Raw genomic sequence first — 18,772 nt, forward strand, 5'->3', positions numbered from 1 at the left:
TGCTGATTAAGGCGCTTATGGCTTCATTATTTCAACGTTTTCTTAATGTATTTGGGAACTCCAAAGCGACAGAGAAAGCAACATCCACTTCCCCTAAACCTGTAATTAATAACATTGCTACACCTAGAGTCAGTATACCTGATGTCGCTGTGAGGAATGAGATAATTGATACCAGCTCGTTATTTTACGATCTGTTGTTTAATCATCAGGAGGTTAATGCAGAGGCAAGCCTAGGTTTGAACCCATTAGAAAAAAGTATTTTGCTTAAAGTCGAAGCAAGTGTAGGCCGTCCTGAAAACATTGTCTTGAATGTGGTAAGACTGCCTGCGGTATTACATAAAGTATCAAGCTTAATTGACAGTGATAATTATACTGCACAGCAGCTAGCTGCCTTGATTACGCAAGATCCTGCTCTGGCTGCGGATGTGATTAAGTTAGTTAATTCTGCGCACTATCAATTAGGCACTCAAGAAGTGACAAGTTTACAAGAAGCCGTTGTTCGTTTAGGTGGTTTGCAAATTAAGTCGATTGTATTGACGATCGTTATGCAAAATATAACCGAAATAAAGCCGATCTATTTTAAGTTGTTTGGTCAGTATTTATGGCAACATTCGCTAACCACTGCCTTGTGGGCAAAAAAGCTGGCGAAGAGTAGGGGAGGTGATCCTGATTTAGCATATTTCATTGGTTTGATCCATGATGTGGGTAAAATTGCATTGTTTAAATTGATTGTGGATGAAATGAATATGAGTGATCCACAGTTTAGACCAAACTCCAAGTTATTCCGTCAAATGATGACGAAACATTCATTGCGTTTGTCTGCTCTGATAGCGCAATCTTGGCTGTTACCTGGGCCTGTGGTTAAAGCGTTATATGAACAGGTCGAATCTAGCTCTGTGATAGACCACACGGGGCCTGGTGAGCTATTAAGAGAGGCTAACTTATATAGTGAAATACACTTGCTATTAGCGCAGGGATATATCTCTCAGCAGCAGGCCAGTGAGTTTTGTCTCGATCATCAATTAGATATTAAAGTTTGTATTACTGGGATATAAAGTCGATTTTTTTATCGACTAAAACTCATTTTTAAGGTCTAAAAAAATGCTTTACAAAGCCAGTATATTTACAGTTGTAGTTGTTATTATAGTTGTTATTCAGCGGGGTTAAGTTGTGGGTAACTCTGTGGATGGGTTTGTAATAAGGATCTTGTTGAATCGTTGCTGAAGTGTATTGGGTGTGGGCAATCATGATCTTACTTTAACGGTAAATTGTGATGTTGTGGATAAAGTGATGATCCCAATTAGGATCATCACTTTTATTTTGCTTTTTTATTTACCGATACAGAATGAGGTAAAGATGCGACCAAGAAGATCATCTGAAGTGAACTCGCCTGTGATTTCTGAAAGTTGTTCTTGCGCTAAGCGTAGCTCTTCTGCTAGCAGCTCTCCTGCCATGTAAACTTCAAGTTGTAGTTTACCTACCTGCAGATGCTCATAGGCTTTTTCTATCGCATCTAAGTGCCGACGTCGAGCTATAAAGCCACCTTCTGTATTACTTTGATAACCCATGCATTCTTTTAAATGGGCCTTTAATTCGTCTAAACCCAGGTGTTCTTTTGCTGATATTTTAAAAACAGGGTGACCATGATCGTCACCTGTTGTTAAGGTTTCACCGGTTAGATCCATTTTATTTCTGATCACGGTAAGTCCGATCGACGAAGGTAGACGATCAATGAAATCTGGCCAGATTTCGGCAGGATCCGTTGCGTCTGTGGTTGTACCATCGACCATGAATAATACTTGATCCGCATTATTGATCTCTTCCCAAGCGCGTTCAATACCTATTTGTTCAACACGATCAGGGCTCTCGCGTAAACCCGCGGTATCAATAATATGTAATGGCATGCCATCAATGTGGATATGTTCGCGTAATACGTCGCGTGTTGTACCTGCGATGTCGGTGACGATAGCGGACTCTTTACCTGCTAATGCATTTAGCAAACTTGATTTTCCGGCGTTAGGACGACCAGCAATCACGACCTTCATGCCTTCGCGAATAATGCTACCTTGTTTTGCTTCTTTTTGTACTGCGGTAAGGTTATCAATGATTTTATATAATGCTTGAGAAATTTTACCGTCAGCAAGGAAGTCGACTTCTTCTTCAGGAAAATCAATCGACGCTTCAACATAAATACGTAAGTGAATTAAACTTTCGGTTAGGGTATTAATTTTTTTCGAGAACTCACCTTGTAGTGAATTCATTGCTGATTTGACTGCGCGTTCAGAGGTTGCATCAATTAAATCGGCAATTGCTTCTGCTTGGGTTAAATCCATTTTGTCGTTGAGGAATGCACGCTCTGAAAACTCACCCGGGCGGGCCATTCTAATGCCATCAATTTTAAGGATTCGGCGCATTAGCATATCCATGATCACAGGACCGCCATGGCCTTGTAATTCTAAAACATCTTCACCTGTAAATGAATTAGGCGCTTTGAACAAGATGGCAATACCTTGATCTATGGTTTGTTGTTCTTCATCCAGGAAAGATAAGTAATCGGCTTTACGCACTGCGGGCAATTTATTTAAAACTGTCTGTGCGACTAACTCGGTTTTTGGGCCTGAGATACGAATAATACCAACACCACCTCGTCCTGGCGGTGTGGCTTGTGCAATGATTGTTTCATTAGTTAGCATGTTATTACCCGAAGATAGTAGGTTTTTGAGATGAAAAAAGGCGGCACAAGGGCCGCCTTGATAAGATTAGCAAGTTTATTTCTTGCTATGCAAACCTTGTTTTTCCAATGAGCGGAAAATAATAGTTTGTTGGATAATTGTAACTACGTTACTCATTAACCAGTATAGAACTAGCCCTGCAGGGAACCACAAGAAGAAGAAAGTAAACATAACAGGCATAAACTGCATTACTTTCTGCTGCATTGGATCCTGAACTTGTGTCGGAGACATTTTCTGGATCATGTACATAGTAACACCCATTAATAGGGGTAATACGTAGTACGGGTCTTGTGCTGATAAATCATTAATCCACAATGCGAATGGTGCGTGACGTAATTCCACACTTTCCATTAATGCCCAGTATAGTGAGATGAAAATAGGCATTTGGATGATCATTGGGAAACAACCACCTAATGGATTTACTTTCTCTTCTTTATACAATGCCATCATTGATTGCGACATTTTTTGTTTGTCGTCGCCACATTTTTCACGTAATGCAGTCAGTTTTGGTTGCAGTAAACGCATTTTTGCCATTGACGTGTATTGCGCTTTGGTTAGCGGATACATTGCACCACGTACGGTAAACGTGATCATGATTACGGCAATACCCCAGTTACCCACTAAACCGTGGAAGAACTGTAACAGTTGGAATAATGGTTGTGCGATGAACCATAACCAGCTGTAGTCTACTGTTAGGTCAAGACCTTCAACTAATTCACCCATCTTATCTTGTAATTTTGGACCAACCCAAAGTTTTGCTGAGATAGTTTTTTCGCTGTTTGCTGCAATTGCTTCAACAGGTTGTTTGAAGCCGATAATTGCTTGACCTTTTGTAAAGTCAGTTCGGCCAATGTTCAAACTATAAAAATGATTTTGGCTATCGCCTGGGATCCAAGCTGTTACAAAGTAATGCTGTAACATGCCAACCCAACCAGCTGTCGTTGTGCGGCTTAGGTTCGCATCGCTGATATCACCGAAATCGTATTTTTCATAACGTTTATCAGTCGTCCCCAATGCTGCACCACGGTAAGCTTTCATCATCATGCTGCTACCTTGGTCTTCTGCAAGATCAATGTTTTGTTTTAATTGACCGTACATTTGTACCGAAATTGCATTCGCAGATTGGTTATTAATGTTGTAACTAACTTCAATGTCATAGCTGCCACGAGTTAGGGTAAATACTTTCGTAAATTGAACCCCATTAGCATCTGTATAAGACAGTGGGATACTTAATGTATCACCTGAAATCGTGAAGTTTTGCGCTGTCGTTGTATATTGTGGACGACCATTTGCGTTTGCATCTGGACCGTTTGCGCCAATAAGACCACTTTGTGCAACGTAAACATTTGTTGCATCATTTTGTAATAAGGTGAAACGTTCTTTAGCATCTAACTCTGTCGCATGCTCAAGTAAGTCCGCACGAACAATATCACCACCTAGCGTATCGATAGTTAGTTCAAGTACATCTGAGCTAATCGTGATTAGGTTGTTTGATTGTTTGCTGTTTGGCGCATCAGTTGATGAGTCACTGCCTGCTGGTATATCGCCAGTTAAACCATTGGTGATCGCTTGAGTCGTTGTTGGTACTGCAACCGGGTTGTCTTTATTTTGCCACTCGGTGAATAGCAAAAAGCTGACAAACAATAATCCGATGACAAGTAAATTACGTTGGGATTCCATAATCTAATTAATCTCTTTGTTTGGGTTCTGGTACAGGATCGTAACCATGTTTATTACTAAAAGGATGACATATTAATAGACGTTTGGCTGTGAGCCAACAACCTTTTGTAAATCCGTGGAGTTTTATTGATTCTATCGCGTATTGAGAACACGTTGGAGTGAAGCGACAGCGAGGCCCAATCATCGGACTAATGAATAATTGGTACCCTCGTATTAATTTGGTGCCTAACCATTGCAGCGGCGACAAAGTTTGCGCCATAACTTCTCCAATAATGCATCGATTTCTGCATTTTCCAAGTTTGCAATACCTGATTTAGCGATAACCACGATATCAACATTAGGAAAATCATGTTGGCGTGTCCGAAAACTTTCTCTGAATAGACGTTTAACTCGGTTACGGCCGACAGCAAGTTTAATCGCTTTTTTAGGTACAGCTAAACCAAGACGAGGATGTCCAAGTGAGTTATTTTTGGCAAGTATAGTTATATGAGGTGAGGCTGATCGCACAGGGTCTGCGAATACGTTTTTGAAGTGTTCGGGAGTTAACAAGCGTAACTCCCGAGGAAAGCTCTTATCTATCACGTCTGATAATTAAGCGCTTAAAGTCTTACGACCTTTTGCACGGCGACGTGCAAGAACCTTACGGCCACCTACAGTTGCTTTACGTGCGCGGAAACCGTGTGAACGTTTACGCTTAAGGTTACTTGGTTGAAAAGTACGTTTCATAGCTTTATCCGTTATAAAATTAACTGTACAGTTATGTTGAGTTAGCCAAGAAATAATGACCGGTCGTCAACTTGACTAACACAAAAAGAGGCGGAATTTTAATCATTCTTGTAAAACAAGTCAATAATTAATCAATACTCGCCTCGTGAAAATAGCAATATCTTACTTAAATTCGATATTCTCGGCCGATTATTATGCGATTGGATACATGAAATAATAGGCTAAATTCCTATCTATATAGATAAAAATTATAATTCGGTTTAATAATTGCTGTTATTCCAATCTGATCACAAGGGATCAAGCGGGGAATTATACAGGCTATTTACTAACTAACAAGTCAGCGCTGCTAATTTATCCACTTTATAACGTCTGATTATTGATTTACTCGCTGTAAAAATGTACGAGTACGAGGATCTTGCGGGTTATTAAAGATCATATCCGCGGATCCTTGTTCAATAATCTGACCTTGGTCCATAAAAATCACCCGGTCTGCGATTTCTTTTGCAAATTGCATTTCGTGCGTCACGATTAGCATCGTTTGCTTTTGTTTGGCTAATTTCCGCATTAATCCGAGTACTTCGCCCACCCATTCAGGGTCTAACGCTGAGGTTGGTTCATCAAATAAGATTACTTTGCTTTGTGCCGCCATTGCTCGTGCTATGCCGATACGTTGTTGCTGTCCTCCTGACAGTGAAGAAGGGTAACTGTCTTTTTTATCGGTTAAACCAATGCTTTTTAGGATAGTAAGCGCTTCCTTTCTGGCGACTTCTGCCGATTTACCTCGGACGGTAATCAAGCCCTCTGTAATGTTCTCGAGTGCGGTTTTATTGGCAAACAGTGCATAGTTTTGAAATACGAAGGCGGTTTTTTTACGCAGTTCTGTAATTTGTTTTTTAGTGGCAGTGTTGGCATCAACAACTAAATCATCAATGGTAATCTTCGCGCTGGTTGGCTGTTCTAGAAAATTAAGACAACGTAATAGCGTTGATTTACCTGTGCCTGAAGGGCCAATAATAACCGTGGTTTCACCTTCTTTGATATCTAAATCAATTTTGCGTAAAACCACGTTATCACCAAAATGCTTACTTAAATTAGCTACTTTGATCATGTTAATAGGCCTTGTTGAGGTAACGTTCTAAATGTACTTGCATTTGGGTAAAGACGAGTACCACAGCCCAGTAAATTAGCGCCACAGCCAGGTAGCTTTCGAAGAAGTAAAAACTTGATGACGCTTCCATCTGCGTTTTTGCCATGATCTCGGTAACACCTAACGTAAATGCCAAAGATGTGCTTTTGATCATATCGATAAAGTAATTCATCAATGATGGTGTCGCAATACGTGCAGCTTGTGGGAGCACTATACGGCGCATCGCTTGACTCGAGGTCATTCCGATACTGAGTGCGGCTTCCATCTGTGATTTATCCACCGCCATGATTGCAGCGCGAATACTTTCAGCTTTGTAAGCTGCAAAGTGCAGGGTTAATCCAATCACGGACGCGGTAAAGGCATCCATGTGGATCAATATTGGGAATACTCGCGGCAGACCGTAATACAGCAAGAATAACTGTACAAGGAGCGGGGTGCCACGAAAGAAAGAAATAAATAACATCGCTAATTGATTGAGCACAGGTATTTTGAACGTGCGTACAACCGCTAAGCCAATGGCTATTATCAGGGCGAAAACGACACCAATCAGTGCCATCTGCATGGTTGTTCCCAAATACTTAAGTAGTATCGGGAACAGATTTAGCATGTACTCAAAATTAAATTGCATTTATTTTACAGTGATATCCGTTGAGAACCATTTTTCTGAAATTGCTGCTAGAGTGCCATCTTCACGCATGCTATCCAGCGTTGCATTTACTTTTAGACGTAGTGCTTCTTGTTTTTCTGTTTTCAAAAATGGCATTGCATTTTCGATAGTTTCAAACGTTGGGCCTGCAAGTTGCAACGGTAATGGTGATTTGTTAATTAATTCAAGTGATGATAAACGATCCATCACAAACGCATCGGTACGACCTAATGCTACATCACGTTCGATACCTGTGTCGTAGGTTTTGATGGTAATGTTGTTATAGGTATCGTATTTGCGTAATAAACCGGCAAAATTAGAGCCTAAATTTACGCCTACGGTTTTGTTTGCAAGGTCGTCAATACCGTTAATTTCGGTATTACCTTTTTTCACCACGACTTGAGCACCGTCATACACGTAAGTTTGGCTAAATGAATATTTAGCGGTACGTGCTGGAGTGATGGTTACTTGATTTGCTATCGTGTCGATACGACCTGTTTCTAGCATCCCAAATAAACCGGAAAAATTAACAGTGATGAATTTTACTTTTGAATCATTACGCTTGGCGATCTCTTCCCATAAATCCACTTCAAAACCTTGGAGCTGATCATTTTTTGAAAAAGTGAACGGAAAGTAGTTACCTGACATACCGACTTTAATTGTTTCTTGTGCATGTGCTACGCTTGTTAATGTTGTGCTTACAAGCATTGCTGCCGCTAATAATAATTTTTTCATGATCTATCCTGGTTACGCAAATAATATGTTTAATGCGTGCATGATATTCTAATGTAAAATGAATTATAAATAGCGTTTAGTTATAACTAATTGCTAAAAGATAGCGTGATTTATTATATTTACCGGTTTTTTCATATCTATTCGCACCTTATTGGTTTTTATTTTGCTTTTGTGTGGATAAGTGTTTATTCATGCTAGCGCTTATGCACAATTAGCAGTAAAATAATCCATTATTCTTTATTTTTATCTGGAGTGTGGAGAGTGTCCGTTTCTCTTTGGCAGCAATGCCTTTCGCGCTTACAAAATGAGCTTTCTTCTACTGAATTCAGTATGTGGTTACGCCCACTGAAAGCTGAACTTACCGATAGTACTCTCACCTTGTATGCTCCGAATCGTTTTGTACTTGATTGGGTTCGTGACAAATACCTTAATTCAATTACGGCATTATTCGATGAATTTTGTGGTGCGGATGCACCTATCTTACGTTTTGATATTGGCGGTAAAGCGACGAAGATAACACAAACGACGACCAAGGTTGATCGTGTGGTTACTCAAAAAGTGATCTCAAGACCTGCACTGGATCCGTGGGAATCAAGTTCGCCACAGCAGCCGATAATTAATCACCGTAGCAATGTGAATTTAACGTATACGTTCGACAACTTTGTTGAAGGTAAGTCAAACCAATTAGCACGTGCAGCTGCGCAGCAGGTGGCGAGTAATCCGGGTGGTGCTTATAACCCGTTATTTCTATACGGTGGAACAGGTTTAGGTAAAACGCATTTATTACATGCAGTTGGTAATGGTATTAAAGCGCAAAAACCTAATGCCAAAGTCATCTATATGCACTCTGAACGTTTTGTTCAGGACATGGTTAAAGCATTACAGAACAATGCCATTGAAGCGTTCAAAAATTATTACCGCAGTGTTGATGCATTATTGATTGATGACATTCAATTTTTTGCCAAGAAAGAACGTTCACAGGAAGAATTCTTTCATACTTTTAATGCCTTACTTGAAGGTAACCAACAGATTATTTTAACGTCTGATCGTTATCCAAAAGAGATTGATGGTGTTGAAGATAGATTGAAATCTCGTTTTGGTTGGGGTTTAACCATTGCCATTGAACCACCTGAGTTGGAAACCCGTGTTGCCATCTTAATGCGTAAAGCGGTTGAAAGTAACATTCATTTACCCGATGAAGTAGCATTCTTTATTGCCAAACGTTTACGTTCGAATGTACGAGAGCTGGAAGGGGCATTGAATCGAGTGATCGCCAATGCTAACTTTACGGGTCGTGCTATTAATATTGATTTTGTCCGTGAAGCATTACGTGACTTATTGGCACTGCAAGAAAAACTGGTGACCATTGATAATATTCAAAAGACAGTGGCAGAATATTATAAGATTAAAATCGCCGATTTGTTATCGAAGCGTCGTAGTCGTTCTGTTGCCAGACCACGTCAAGTTGCGATGGCATTAGCCAAAGAATTAACCAATCACAGCTTACCGGAAATTGGTGATGCGTTTGGTGGCCGTGACCATACTACGGTATTACATGCTTGTCGTAAGATAGTGCAACTGAAAGAAGAAAATCACGATATTAAAGAAGATTACTCTAATTTGATTAGAACCCTATCGTCGTAAAAAGCGTAGTAAAGAATCGTCGTAAAAAAGGTTATATTAAATGCAGTTTACAATTAATCGCGAAGCATTATTACGACCGCTACAGTTGGTATCGGGTGCCTTGGGTAACCGTCCAACTTTACCGATCTTAGGTAATGTATTACTTGACGCCAAAGATGGTAAATTATCGTTAACGGGTACTGATCTGGAAGTCGAGTTAATTGGTCAAGTTAGTCTTGAAGGTGAGTACAGTGAAGGCCGTACTACCGTGCCGGCGAAAAAATTTCTCGATATATGTCGAGGGTTACCTGATGGTGCACAAATTCAAGTTAATTATGCGAATGATCGTATTGTGGTGAAATCAGGACGTAGCCGTTTTTCTTTATCAACGTTACCAGCAACAGAATTTCCAAATATTGAAGATTGGGATAACGATATTGAATTTGAACTGCTGCAAGGTTCATTACGTCGATTGATTGATAATACCCAGTTCTCAATGGCAAGTCAGGATGTACGTTATTATCTTAACGGTATGTTATTTGAAACTGAAGGCAATGTGCTACGAACCGTCGCAACCGATGGCCACCGCTTAGCTGTGGCAAGTTGTCAGCATGATGCTAATCTCGCGCAGCAGCAAGTGATCGTACCGCGTAAAGGTGTACTTGAATTAGTGCGCTTGTTAGACAGCGAAGAAGACATGGTTAAGATTCAATTAGGGAGCAATAACATTCGTGCGATCACCGGCGGTTTTGTTTTTACTTGTAAATTGGTTGATGGTCGTTTTCCTGATTACCGTAGGGTATTACCAAAGAATGCCGATAAGATGTTAATATCGGGTCGTGAGGAATTGAAACAAGCCTTCTCGCGTGCCGCCATTTTATCGAATGAAAAATTCCGTGGTGTGCGTCTGAATATGAACCAAGGTCTACTTAAGATCACGGCCAATAACCCAGAGCAAGAAGAAGCGGAAGAGTTACTTGATGTTGAGTTTGGCTACGATGAGTTAGAGATTAGCTTCAACGTAAGTTATGTATTAGACGTTTTAAACACGCTTAAATGTGACAAAGTTAAAATTTCATTATTAGATGCTAACAGTAGTGCCTTGATTGAAGATGAACAATCTGATCAAGCATTGTATGTTGTTATGCCAATGCGGTTATAAGTTTAGATGGGACTGGTTAAGCTAAATATCACCGATTTTAGAAATATTAAACATGTATCTATGCAACCGGGTGTGGGTGTTAATATTATTCTGGGTGAGAATGGCAGTGGTAAATCAAGTGTACTGGAAGCGATTCATTACTTGGGGTTAGGGCGTTCTTTTCGCACTCACTTAACCAGTCGCGTTGTGAAACACGGTGAGAAGGATTTCATTTTATTTTCGCAATGTCAGCAGCGATTAAACGATGAACAGATTACGACTATCGGGTTAAAGAAATCAAAAAACAGTGATACAGAATTAAAAATTGCCGGACAAAAAGCAGAACGGTTAGCAGAATTACCCGGCATATTACCATTACAATTAATTCATCCTGAGAGTTTTACCTTACTTTCAAGTGGCCCTAAATTACGTCGACAATTTGTTGATTGGGGGGTGTTCCACATGGAACCTTCATTTTTTGCTACATGGGCAAAGTTGACGCGATTATTAAAACAGCGTAATGCTATTTTAAAATCGGGCAAGCGTTATGCTGAGCTAGCATATTGGGATAAGGAGTTTGCAGTTCAAGGAACTATTATTGCGCAGATGCGTAGACGTTATCTTGAACAGCTTAATCCGATAATTAAATCTGCCTTGGCAGACTTCTTACCCGAATATGAATTTGATATTCGCTACCACCAAGGGTGGGATAGTGATATTGAGTTAGCTGAATTATTAAAACAAAATTTTATGCGCGATCAACAGCTAGGTTACACTAGCTTAGGTCCGCAAAAAGCGGATATCCGAATTAGAGCGAACGGAGTACCGGCACACGATATTTTATCGAGAGGCCAACTTAAATTGGCCGTGTGCGCAATGCGATTAAGTCAGGGACTTTTTTTAAGTCAGCATAGCAACAAGCGATGCACTTTTTTAATCGATGACTTTTCCTCAGAACTTGATGACAGTAAACGGAAGTTGCTGGCGCAGTATCTGATTGAGAGTAAGGCTCAAGTATTTGTTACGGCTATTGAGAAAAGTCAGGTAACAGCACTTCTTATAGAGGGCTGTAAAATGTTTCACGTGGAACATGGCAAATTAATTGAATTTTAATATAAAGGCGCGAGAGCTAACTATGTCTGAAAATAATTACGACTCTTCAAGTATTAAAGTACTGAAAGGCTTGGACGCGGTGCGTAAGCGCCCTGGTATGTATATTGGCGATACTGATGATGGTTCCGGTTTACATCACATGGTATTTGAGGTTGTTGATAACTCGATCGATGAAGCATTAGCGGGTCATTGTACCGATATTGTAGTGACAATACATGACGATGGTTCTGTATCTGTTAGTGATGACGGTCGTGGTATTCCGGTTGATATTCATGAAGAAGAAGGTGTCTCTGCTGCCGAAGTTATTTTAACGGTACTGCATGCCGGTGGTAAATTTGATGACAATTCTTATAAAGTTTCAGGTGGTTTACACGGTGTTGGTGTTTCTGTTGTAAATGCCTTATCAGAAAAACTGGAACTGACGATCTACCGTCACGGTAAGATCCATAACCAAATATATCGTCACGGTGTACCAGAGGCGCCAATGGCTGCGACGGGTATTATCGAGGGCACGGGTACTAAATTACGTTTTTGGCCTAGTCATGAGACCTTCACCAATACATTATTCCATTATGATATTTTAGCCAAACGTTTACGTGAGTTATCTTTCTTAAATTCGGGCGTATCAATCAAGCTAATTGATGAACGTGAAGACGGTAAACAAGATCATTTCGTTTACGAAGGTGGTATCAAGGCATTTATTGATTACTTAAATGTGAACAAAACACCTATTAATAAAGAAGCATTTCACTTCTCTGTTGAACGTGAAGATGGCATTACGGTTGAAGTTGCGATGCAGTGGAACGATGGTTTCCAGGAAGGTATCTATTGCTTTACCAATAATATCCCGCAACGCGATGGTGGTACTCACCTTGCTGGTTTCCGTGGTGCTTTAACGCGTACCCTGAATAATTACATGGAGAAAGAAGGCTTCCTGAAAAAAGCCAAGTCTTCGACAGCTACGGGTGATGATGCCCGTGAAGGTCTGACTGCGGTTATTTCAGTTAAAGTACCTGATCCTAAGTTCTCTTCACAGACTAAAGATAAACTTGTTTCTTCAGAAGTTAAATCTGCAGTAGAGCAAACGATGGGTGAGAAGTTAGCGGAATACTTGCTAGAAAATCCAAAAGAAGCATCAACAGTAGTAATGAAAATTATTGATGCATCACGCGCGCGTGAAGCAGCACGTAAAGCTCGTGATATGACACGTCGTAAAGGTGCGTTAGATTTAGCTGGTCTACCTGGTAAATTGGCTGATTGTCAGGAAAAAGATCCGGCACTTTCTGAACTGTATATCGTGGAAGGTGACTCTGCTGGCGGTTCCGCTAAGCAGGGACGTAATCGTAAAAACCAAGCAATTCTACCGTTAAAAGGTAAGATCTTAAACGTAGAAAAAGCGCGTTTTGATAAAATGTTATCATCACAAGAAGTCGCTACCTTAATCACAGCGATGGGTTGTGGTATTGGCCGTGATGAATATAACCCGGATAAAACCCGTTACCATCAAATCATTATCATGACAGATGCCGACGTCGATGGTTCACACATCCGTACCTTATTGTTGACTTTCTTCTTCCGTCAAATGCCGGAACTTATTGAGCGTGGTTATATCTATATCGCACAGCCACCGCTATATAAAATGAAGAAAGGTAAACAAGAACGTTACCTCAAAGATGATGCAGACCTAACTCAATACCTTACTACTATCGCGTTAGATGGTGCTGGCTTGTTTGTTAATTCAGATGCGCCTGCTATTCAAGGTGCAGCATTAGAAGATTTAGTTAATGGTTACCGTAAGATTGAAACATTAATGGCGAAATTAAATCGTAGTTTACCAAAAGTGTTCACTAACGAAATGATTTATCAATCACCGTTAACCGCTGAGATGCTGACAGATGAAGCGCTAACGACGGCATGGGCTGAAGAACTCGTTGCCACGTTAACCGCGAAAGAAATGTCGGGTACCTTGTACTCTGCACGTATTGCACAAGATGAAGAAAGTCAGTTATTCTATCCAGTGCTGTCTATCCGTCAACATGGTTTAGATACGAACTATGACTTCACTCCTGGCTTCTTTAAGTCAAAAGAATACGCGATGCTTACTGGTTTAGGTATTGCGAATTTACTTGAAGAAGGCGCTTATATTAAACGTGGTGAAAAGAGTCGTGAAGTAACCAACTTTGTTGAAGCACTAAACTGGTTAATGGCTGAATCGAAACGTGGTAGTTATATCCAACGCTATAAAGGTCTAGGTGAAATGAATCCTAGTCAGTTATGGGAAACAACCATGGATCCTGAAACGCGTCGTATGTTACAAGTGCGTATTGAAGATGCTGTTGCAGCCGATCAATTGTTCTCAACCTTAATGGGTGATCATGTTGAACCGCGTCGTGAATTTATCGAAGAAAACGCATTAAAAGTAGCTAACTTAGATTTCTAATCCCGCTATATTAAATGTATTAAAAAGGAGCCGAGTGGCTCCTTTTTTGTATCTGTTGATTTTTTATTTAATAATTCAGATAAGTACAACTGCAACCGTTTACTGCAAACTTATTCTATAAGGTTAAGCGGTAGCTGTACTTATTACTACCATTTCAGCGTAAGCTTTTTGTACTTCTTCGGCAATAATTTTGATCCCACGTTGTACTGCATCATCTGGTTGCGAATAGTTCATACGGATACATTCATCGGTATGACGCCATTCTTCATCGAGACCAGGGAAGAAGTGATGACCCGATACGATGAGTACGCCACGTGTTTTTAAACGCTCATACAGTTCTTGGCTGCTGATCGGAAGGTCTTTGAACCATAACCACAAGAAGATTGCACCTTCCGGTTTATGAATGCGAAAGCGTTCATCGGTAATACTATCTTGTAACCAAGTAACTGCTTGCTGTGCTTTGGCATAATAATAAGGTTTAATCACGTCTTCACTTAAGCTAATGATATCACCAGACTCAACAAGGTTTTGTGCCAGCATTGGCCCTAAGCTACCCGGTGCTAAGTTAATAATACCGCTTAAGTTCGAGATTGCGGAGATGACTTCTTCATTACCTATCACGATACCACAACGGGTTCCGGGTAAACCAAGTTTTGATAGACTCATACATAAGATGGTATTGTCGTTATAAATCGGTTCTACGGGTTCAAAAATGATATTTGGAAAAGGTGTGCCGTAGGCATTATCGATCAGTAGGGGGATGTTATGTTGTTTGGCCAGTGCATCAAGACGTTGCATTTCTTCATCGGTTAATACATTCCCGGTTGGATTGGTTGGACGCGATACGCAGATTAAACCAATATCATCGGTAATATGAAGGTTGTCAAAATCAACATGATATTTAAATAAACCACCATCGAGTAATTCAATCTTAGGTTTCACCGTCTCAAAGAAGTCATCGCTAAGTGCTGTGTCGGTATAACCTATGTATTCTGGTGCTAATGGAAACAATACCTTTTTTTTCTTGTTACCAGCAAAGTCACCTGCGAATAAGTTGAATAGGTAGAAGAAGGCATTTTGGCTGCCATTAGTTAGGGCGATGTTTTTATCGGTTAATTCCCAGCCGTAAGTTTTATTTAATAATGTAGCAAGTGCAGTGGTGAAACTGTTCTTTCCTTGTGGACCATCGTAGTTGGACATGGCTGCAACCAGATCGCCATTGCTTAATAATTGTTGTGCTTCACTGTTAAAGCGCTCCAGCATCTCAGGGATCTGAGCAGGGTTACCACCACCGAGCATGATGACATCATCACCGCTGCGAATACCTTCATTTAGATCATGCATTAGCTGCGTGATCCCTGAGAATTGAGTAAATCTTTGACCAAACAATGAGAATTCCATATCAGCACTTCTTGTAATTATTTAAAGGGTAAACAACCAACATAGCTGAACTTGACGCGGTTGTCGATAGTACGAGAGAGGCAAATTTACTTTTCTTACTGGTAATGTTTCACGTGAAACAAAAGGGTTTTAATGGTATCGACTTGACAATGTTCCACGTGGAACATCATTTAAAAAGGCTGTTAGTTCCGTGTGCTTATAGCCAAAAGTACTGAATAACAAAGCTGTAATAATAAAAAAAATACTCTACTCATTATGTATTTATTGTCCGCGACAGATAAGGTAAGGTTGAACTCCAAGATTACAATAATAGCCTTTAAAGAGGCAGGAAGAGCTTATTCCTATGCAAAGAAATTTGTTATCAGAACGTATTGAAACACTAATAGATCATCTTTCTTATGGTATTTATGAACGCCGAGATGCCATAAGATTATGTTTATTAGCCGCCTTAAGTGGTGAAAGTGTGTTTTTATTAGGGCCGCCAGGTATTGCTAAAAGTTTGATTGCGAAACGTATGATTGAAATCTTTGAAGATGAAAGTTACTTCGAATATTTAATGACGCGATTTTCCACACCTGAAGAGATCTTTGGCCCATTATCAATTAAGGCGCTGAAGGATGAAGGTAAATATGTACGTTTAACTAAAGGTTACTTGCCAGAAGCTGAAGTGGTGTTTCTCGATGAGATTTGGAAAGCAGGGCCTGCGATCTTAAATACCTTATTAACCGTAATTAATGAGCGTACCTTCCATAATGGTATTGAACATCAAAAAGTACCGATGCGGGTTATTGTCTCGGCATCAAATGAATTACCGAGTGCTGATTCAGGCTTAGAAGCCTTGTATGATCGTATGTTACTACGTCTATATTTAGAGCCTATTCAAGATAAGCGTAATTTCAAAGCCATGTTAATTCAGAAACCAATACGCCAAGTAAACGATAAGATCTTAAAAGTGAGTAATGATGAGTTCGAACTTTGGCAAAACGAGATTAATCAAGTACGTCTCAGTGAGCATTGTTTTGAGATAATTTACGAGCTTAAATTATTTTTAGAGCAACGTAATACCAGTGGCGAGATGATTGTAGAACCCGTTTATGTCTCTGATCGTCGTTGGAAAAAATCAATGCGTCTGTTGCAAGCCAGTGCTTATTTTAATGGTCGTGATGAAGTAACAGAAACCGATTTATTTATTCTTAAAGATTGTATTTGGCATGACCTGAAATCGCGTGATGTGATTATCGAAGCCACCCACCAATTTGCCAGTAAGCGTTTCTGTGACCAAGATGAAGTGAATTCTGCGTTAGCGAGTATCAAAAATAGATTGATTAAACTTGATGCTGAATTCATTGATCGCTTTGCAACACGGTTGACCTCTGACGTGCTATTAACCAAATTACGCTATAAGTTAGAGCGTCAATTTGTGCGTAAATCGAGTCTAAATGGTATTCCGGGTTTATGTAAAATTGCATTATTGGGTGAGTACGATGTATTAGAACAGGGCTCACAAGAAACAGCAAAATGGGTACACGTTGGTTTGGATGATTTCCAAAAACAGATAAGAACAGGTTCTTGCTTAGTAAAAGGCTATGTGAATGATCACCGTAACGATGTGTGGTTAAACTTTTCTGTGGATGCGAATCAGCATTTACAAGTTCACAACTTTGCCAATAAGAGTATTCCGGTTGCCGTTATAGTTTCGGATGTTGCGCTGAATATTGATGAAAACTGGTTACAACCTTTAGCGGATATTGATAATGAGATTACGGTTATCGCGGATAAATTGAAGAAAAGTCAGCGCGAGTTTAGCTTAACGAACCATAATATTTTCGTCAGTGATGATTTTATGGATGATGTCGCGACCAGTCTTGGTTCATTATCGTTAGAGTTAAATAATTTAGTACAGCATAAAGCATCGCTATTAGATCGTTTGAATGCCATTGCACGTTTGTTCGAACAAGGTTAATTGCTATGGCTAAGTCTTATAATCAAAACCCCGCTATTCGACAATTAGTTGATGATGCCTTGTTAGATGTTACCGCCAATAATCGGGTAACCAGTGATATTAAACTGGCTTATATTAATGATTGGAAGCAGCAGGTTACGAGCTTATTAGCGGATACGCCACTACCTGCTGGTTTGAGCAATGAGATCCATTTGTGCGAGACGGCAAGATTATTGAGTCCGAGTAACTTTAGAAATAAAGTTGAAGGTATTTTGAATAAGATAAAAGCCGACTCATCATTTTATCAAACGGGATTAACTATCTATCAGCAAAATAGAAGCATGCAGGATGATGTATTCTTTGCTGTTTTTTTAGATAGCTGGCAGCAAGTAATTGAATTAATGATGTATCAAGAGCAAAGTCGTTTAATTGAAGAAAAACGGGAACAGTTATTGATAGAGTTAGCCGAGCGTGAAGAAACTATTGAACAATTAGAAAACGTGCTAGACCGTGATTTGTTGTGTAATGGTGAACGTTTATGGGATCTGGCTAAGGGTAAGTTGACCCATTTGGATACCAAATTACTGCAACGTTATGCGGTCAATTTACGTAAGAACAAAGAAGTTAAACAAATGGCCTCTGAGCTTGGACGCATGGCGCTTGCGCATATTAATCCGGAAGAAACGCAGCATAGTTATGAGACTTGGGTATTGGATAATAGCTATCAAGATAATGTTCCAGATGATATGCAAGGCGTTACTTACAGTGATGAAATTTCGCGGATGTTGCAAAGCGAAGCTGTTAATTTAACGTTTCCTGAGTTAGAGATCATCTTTTACAAACGCTATGTAGAGCGCCACTTACTAACTTATCAGTATCAAGGTGCACTGCAACAGTATAAAAAAGTAACCCAGTATCGTGACATTACCGATGCTGATGAGCAAACCGGCGGGCCTTTTATTATCTGTGTTGACAGCTCAACATCAATGCAGGGTTTTCCCGAACTGACTGCCAAATCGATTTGTTATGCTTTGTTGCAGGTTGCATTTGAGCAACGACGTCAATGTTACTTGATGATGTTTTCTAATGAAGTGATCACCTTTCCTGTAACGCAAAGTACCAGCTTATCGACGATGCTAACTTTTTTGTCATCAAGCTTTCGTGGTGGTACAGACCTGAAACCTGTAATCGAAAAGTCACTTGAATTGATGAGTTCGGCACAATATAAAAATGCGGATACTGTAGTTATTTCTGATTTTATAGCACAGAAGTTACCAACGCATTTGGCAGATAAAGTACGTGCAATTAAAGCAAAGAAGAATCGTTATCATGCTATTTCATTATCACCGCAAGGTAATCCTGAGTTAATGAAAATATTTGATCACGTTTGGCGTTATTCAGCGGGTTTAACAGGGCGGTTGAAGAAAGTAAAATAGCCGATGTTCC

16 protein-coding genes are annotated in these 18,772 nt (G+C 39.9%); 7 read left to right on the plus strand and 9 right to left on the minus strand.

The annotated features are described in order from the left end of the window. Window positions 1-17 precede the first annotated feature (17 nt). The gene (locus AKG98_RS10135; protein ID WP_067045321.1) at window positions 18-1,055 is read left to right on the plus strand and encodes an HDOD domain-containing protein; all 1,038 of its coding nucleotides are present in this window, start codon (window positions 18-20) and stop codon (window positions 1,053-1,055) included. 273 nt (window positions 1,056-1,328) lie between these two features. On the opposite strand, the gene mnmE is transcribed toward AKG98_RS10135, so the two are convergent. The 8 genes from mnmE to AKG98_RS10170 form a co-directional block, all read right to left on the minus strand. Beyond that, window positions 1,329-2,693, minus strand: coding sequence for a tRNA uridine-5-carboxymethylaminomethyl(34) synthesis GTPase MnmE (gene mnmE / locus AKG98_RS10140; protein ID WP_067045234.1), 1,365 nt, complete (start codon window positions 2,691-2,693; stop codon window positions 1,329-1,331). 75 nt (window positions 2,694-2,768) lie between these two features. Further along, the gene (gene yidC / locus AKG98_RS10145; protein ID WP_067045236.1) at window positions 2,769-4,412 is read right to left on the minus strand and encodes a membrane protein insertase YidC; all 1,644 of its coding nucleotides are present in this window, start codon (window positions 4,410-4,412) and stop codon (window positions 2,769-2,771) included. A 7-nt stretch (window positions 4,413-4,419) separates the two neighbouring features. After that, the gene (gene yidD, locus AKG98_RS21895; protein WP_075472414.1) at window positions 4,420-4,671 is read right to left on the minus strand and encodes a membrane protein insertion efficiency factor YidD; all 252 of its coding nucleotides are present in this window, start codon (window positions 4,669-4,671) and stop codon (window positions 4,420-4,422) included. Beyond that, entirely contained in the window at window positions 4,638-4,961 is a 324-nt protein-coding gene (gene rnpA / locus AKG98_RS10150; protein ID WP_045112339.1) for a ribonuclease P protein component, read from the minus strand. Before rnpA ends, yidD begins: the two co-directional genes overlap by 34 nt. A 42-nt stretch (window positions 4,962-5,003) precedes the next feature. Then, complete coding sequence (gene rpmH, locus AKG98_RS10155) at window positions 5,004-5,138, minus strand: 50S ribosomal protein L34 (protein WP_006034071.1); 135 nt, start codon at window positions 5,136-5,138, stop codon at window positions 5,004-5,006. Window positions 5,139-5,511: 373 nt separating this feature from the next. Continuing rightward, window positions 5,512-6,246, minus strand: coding sequence for an amino acid ABC transporter ATP-binding protein (locus AKG98_RS10160; protein ID WP_067045239.1), 735 nt, complete (start codon window positions 6,244-6,246; stop codon window positions 5,512-5,514). Between the two features lies 1 nt (window position 6,247). Beyond that, a complete protein-coding gene (locus AKG98_RS10165; RefSeq protein WP_067045242.1) occupies window positions 6,248-6,913 on the minus strand; it encodes an amino acid ABC transporter permease in 666 nt (221 codons plus the stop codon). Then, window positions 6,914-7,666 (minus strand): amino acid ABC transporter substrate-binding protein, encoded by a 753-nt coding sequence (locus AKG98_RS10170; protein ID WP_067045244.1) that lies wholly within the window; start codon window positions 7,664-7,666, stop codon window positions 6,914-6,916. Window positions 7,667-7,927: 261 nt separating this feature from the next. Between AKG98_RS10170 and dnaA the strand changes: the two genes are divergently transcribed. From dnaA to gyrB, 4 genes are read left to right on the plus strand one after another with little or no spacing between them, the layout of a single operon-like run. Then, on the plus strand, window positions 7,928-9,310 hold the full coding sequence (gene dnaA, locus AKG98_RS10175; protein ID WP_067045247.1) for a chromosomal replication initiator protein DnaA: 1,383 nt from the start codon (window positions 7,928-7,930) through the stop codon (window positions 9,308-9,310). A 40-nt stretch (window positions 9,311-9,350) separates the two neighbouring features. After that, window positions 9,351-10,451 carry a DNA polymerase III subunit beta gene (gene dnaN / locus AKG98_RS10180; RefSeq protein WP_067045250.1) on the plus strand — a complete coding sequence of 367 codons (1,101 nt, stop codon included), beginning with the start codon at window positions 9,351-9,353 and terminating at the stop codon, window positions 10,449-10,451. Between the two features lie 6 nt (window positions 10,452-10,457). Next, complete coding sequence (gene recF / locus AKG98_RS10185) at window positions 10,458-11,543, plus strand: DNA replication/repair protein RecF (RefSeq protein WP_067045253.1); 1,086 nt, start codon at window positions 10,458-10,460, stop codon at window positions 11,541-11,543. Window positions 11,544-11,565: 22 nt separating this feature from the next. After that, the gene (gene gyrB, locus AKG98_RS10190; RefSeq protein WP_067045256.1) at window positions 11,566-13,983 is read left to right on the plus strand and encodes a DNA topoisomerase (ATP-hydrolyzing) subunit B; all 2,418 of its coding nucleotides are present in this window, start codon (window positions 11,566-11,568) and stop codon (window positions 13,981-13,983) included. A gap of 123 nt (window positions 13,984-14,106) precedes the next feature. Here gyrB and AKG98_RS10195 read toward each other — a convergent pair whose 3' ends face one another. Then, entirely contained in the window at window positions 14,107-15,384 is a 1,278-nt protein-coding gene (locus tag AKG98_RS10195) for a valine--pyruvate transaminase (protein WP_067045259.1), read from the minus strand. Between the two features lie 343 nt (window positions 15,385-15,727). Here AKG98_RS10195 and AKG98_RS10200 point away from each other — a divergent pair, with 343 nt between their 5' ends. Together AKG98_RS10200 and AKG98_RS10205 are read left to right on the plus strand one after the other, a co-directional pair. Then, window positions 15,728-17,347 carry an AAA family ATPase gene (locus AKG98_RS10200; RefSeq protein WP_067045262.1) on the plus strand — a complete coding sequence of 540 codons (1,620 nt, stop codon included), beginning with the start codon at window positions 15,728-15,730 and terminating at the stop codon, window positions 17,345-17,347. 5 nt (window positions 17,348-17,352) lie between these two features. After that, window positions 17,353-18,762, plus strand: a complete 1,410-nt coding sequence (locus AKG98_RS10205; RefSeq protein WP_067045265.1) for a hypothetical protein — start codon at window positions 17,353-17,355, stop codon at window positions 18,760-18,762. The last annotated feature ends 10 nt before the right edge of the window (window positions 18,763-18,772 follow it).

The organism is Moritella sp. JT01 (genome assembly GCF_001574435.1).
In the GTDB taxonomy this organism is placed as follows: Bacteria; Pseudomonadota; Gammaproteobacteria; order Enterobacterales; family Moritellaceae; genus Moritella.

Coding starts and splice junctions, on each gene's coding strand:
- AKG98_RS10135 (WP_067045321.1), top strand. CDS start 18: ATGGCTTCATTATTTCAACGTTTTCTTAATGTATTTGGGAACTCCAAA.
- AKG98_RS10170 (WP_067045244.1), bottom strand. CDS start 7,666: ATGAAAAAATTATTATTAGCGGCAGCAATGCTTGTAAGCACAACATTA.
- rpmH (WP_006034071.1), bottom strand. CDS start 5,138: ATGAAACGTACTTTTCAACCAAGTAACCTTAAGCGTAAACGTTCACAC.
- AKG98_RS10200 (WP_067045262.1), top strand. CDS start 15,728: ATGCAAAGAAATTTGTTATCAGAACGTATTGAAACACTAATAGATCAT.
- AKG98_RS10160 (WP_067045239.1), bottom strand. CDS start 6,246: ATGATCAAAGTAGCTAATTTAAGTAAGCATTTTGGTGATAACGTGGTT.
- AKG98_RS10195 (WP_067045259.1), bottom strand. CDS start 15,384: ATGGAATTCTCATTGTTTGGTCAAAGATTTACTCAATTCTCAGGGATC.
- yidD (WP_075472414.1), bottom strand. CDS start 4,671: ATGGCGCAAACTTTGTCGCCGCTGCAATGGTTAGGCACCAAATTAATA.
- AKG98_RS10165 (WP_067045242.1), bottom strand. CDS start 6,913: ATGCAATTTAATTTTGAGTACATGCTAAATCTGTTCCCGATACTACTT.
- recF (WP_067045253.1), top strand. CDS start 10,458: ATGGGACTGGTTAAGCTAAATATCACCGATTTTAGAAATATTAAACAT.
- AKG98_RS10205 (WP_067045265.1), top strand. CDS start 17,353: ATGGCTAAGTCTTATAATCAAAACCCCGCTATTCGACAATTAGTTGAT.
- mnmE (WP_067045234.1), bottom strand. CDS start 2,693: ATGCTAACTAATGAAACAATCATTGCACAAGCCACACCGCCAGGACGA.
- dnaN (WP_067045250.1), top strand. CDS start 9,351: ATGCAGTTTACAATTAATCGCGAAGCATTATTACGACCGCTACAGTTG.
- yidC (WP_067045236.1), bottom strand. CDS start 4,412: ATGGAATCCCAACGTAATTTACTTGTCATCGGATTATTGTTTGTCAGC.
- gyrB (WP_067045256.1), top strand. CDS start 11,566: ATGTCTGAAAATAATTACGACTCTTCAAGTATTAAAGTACTGAAAGGC.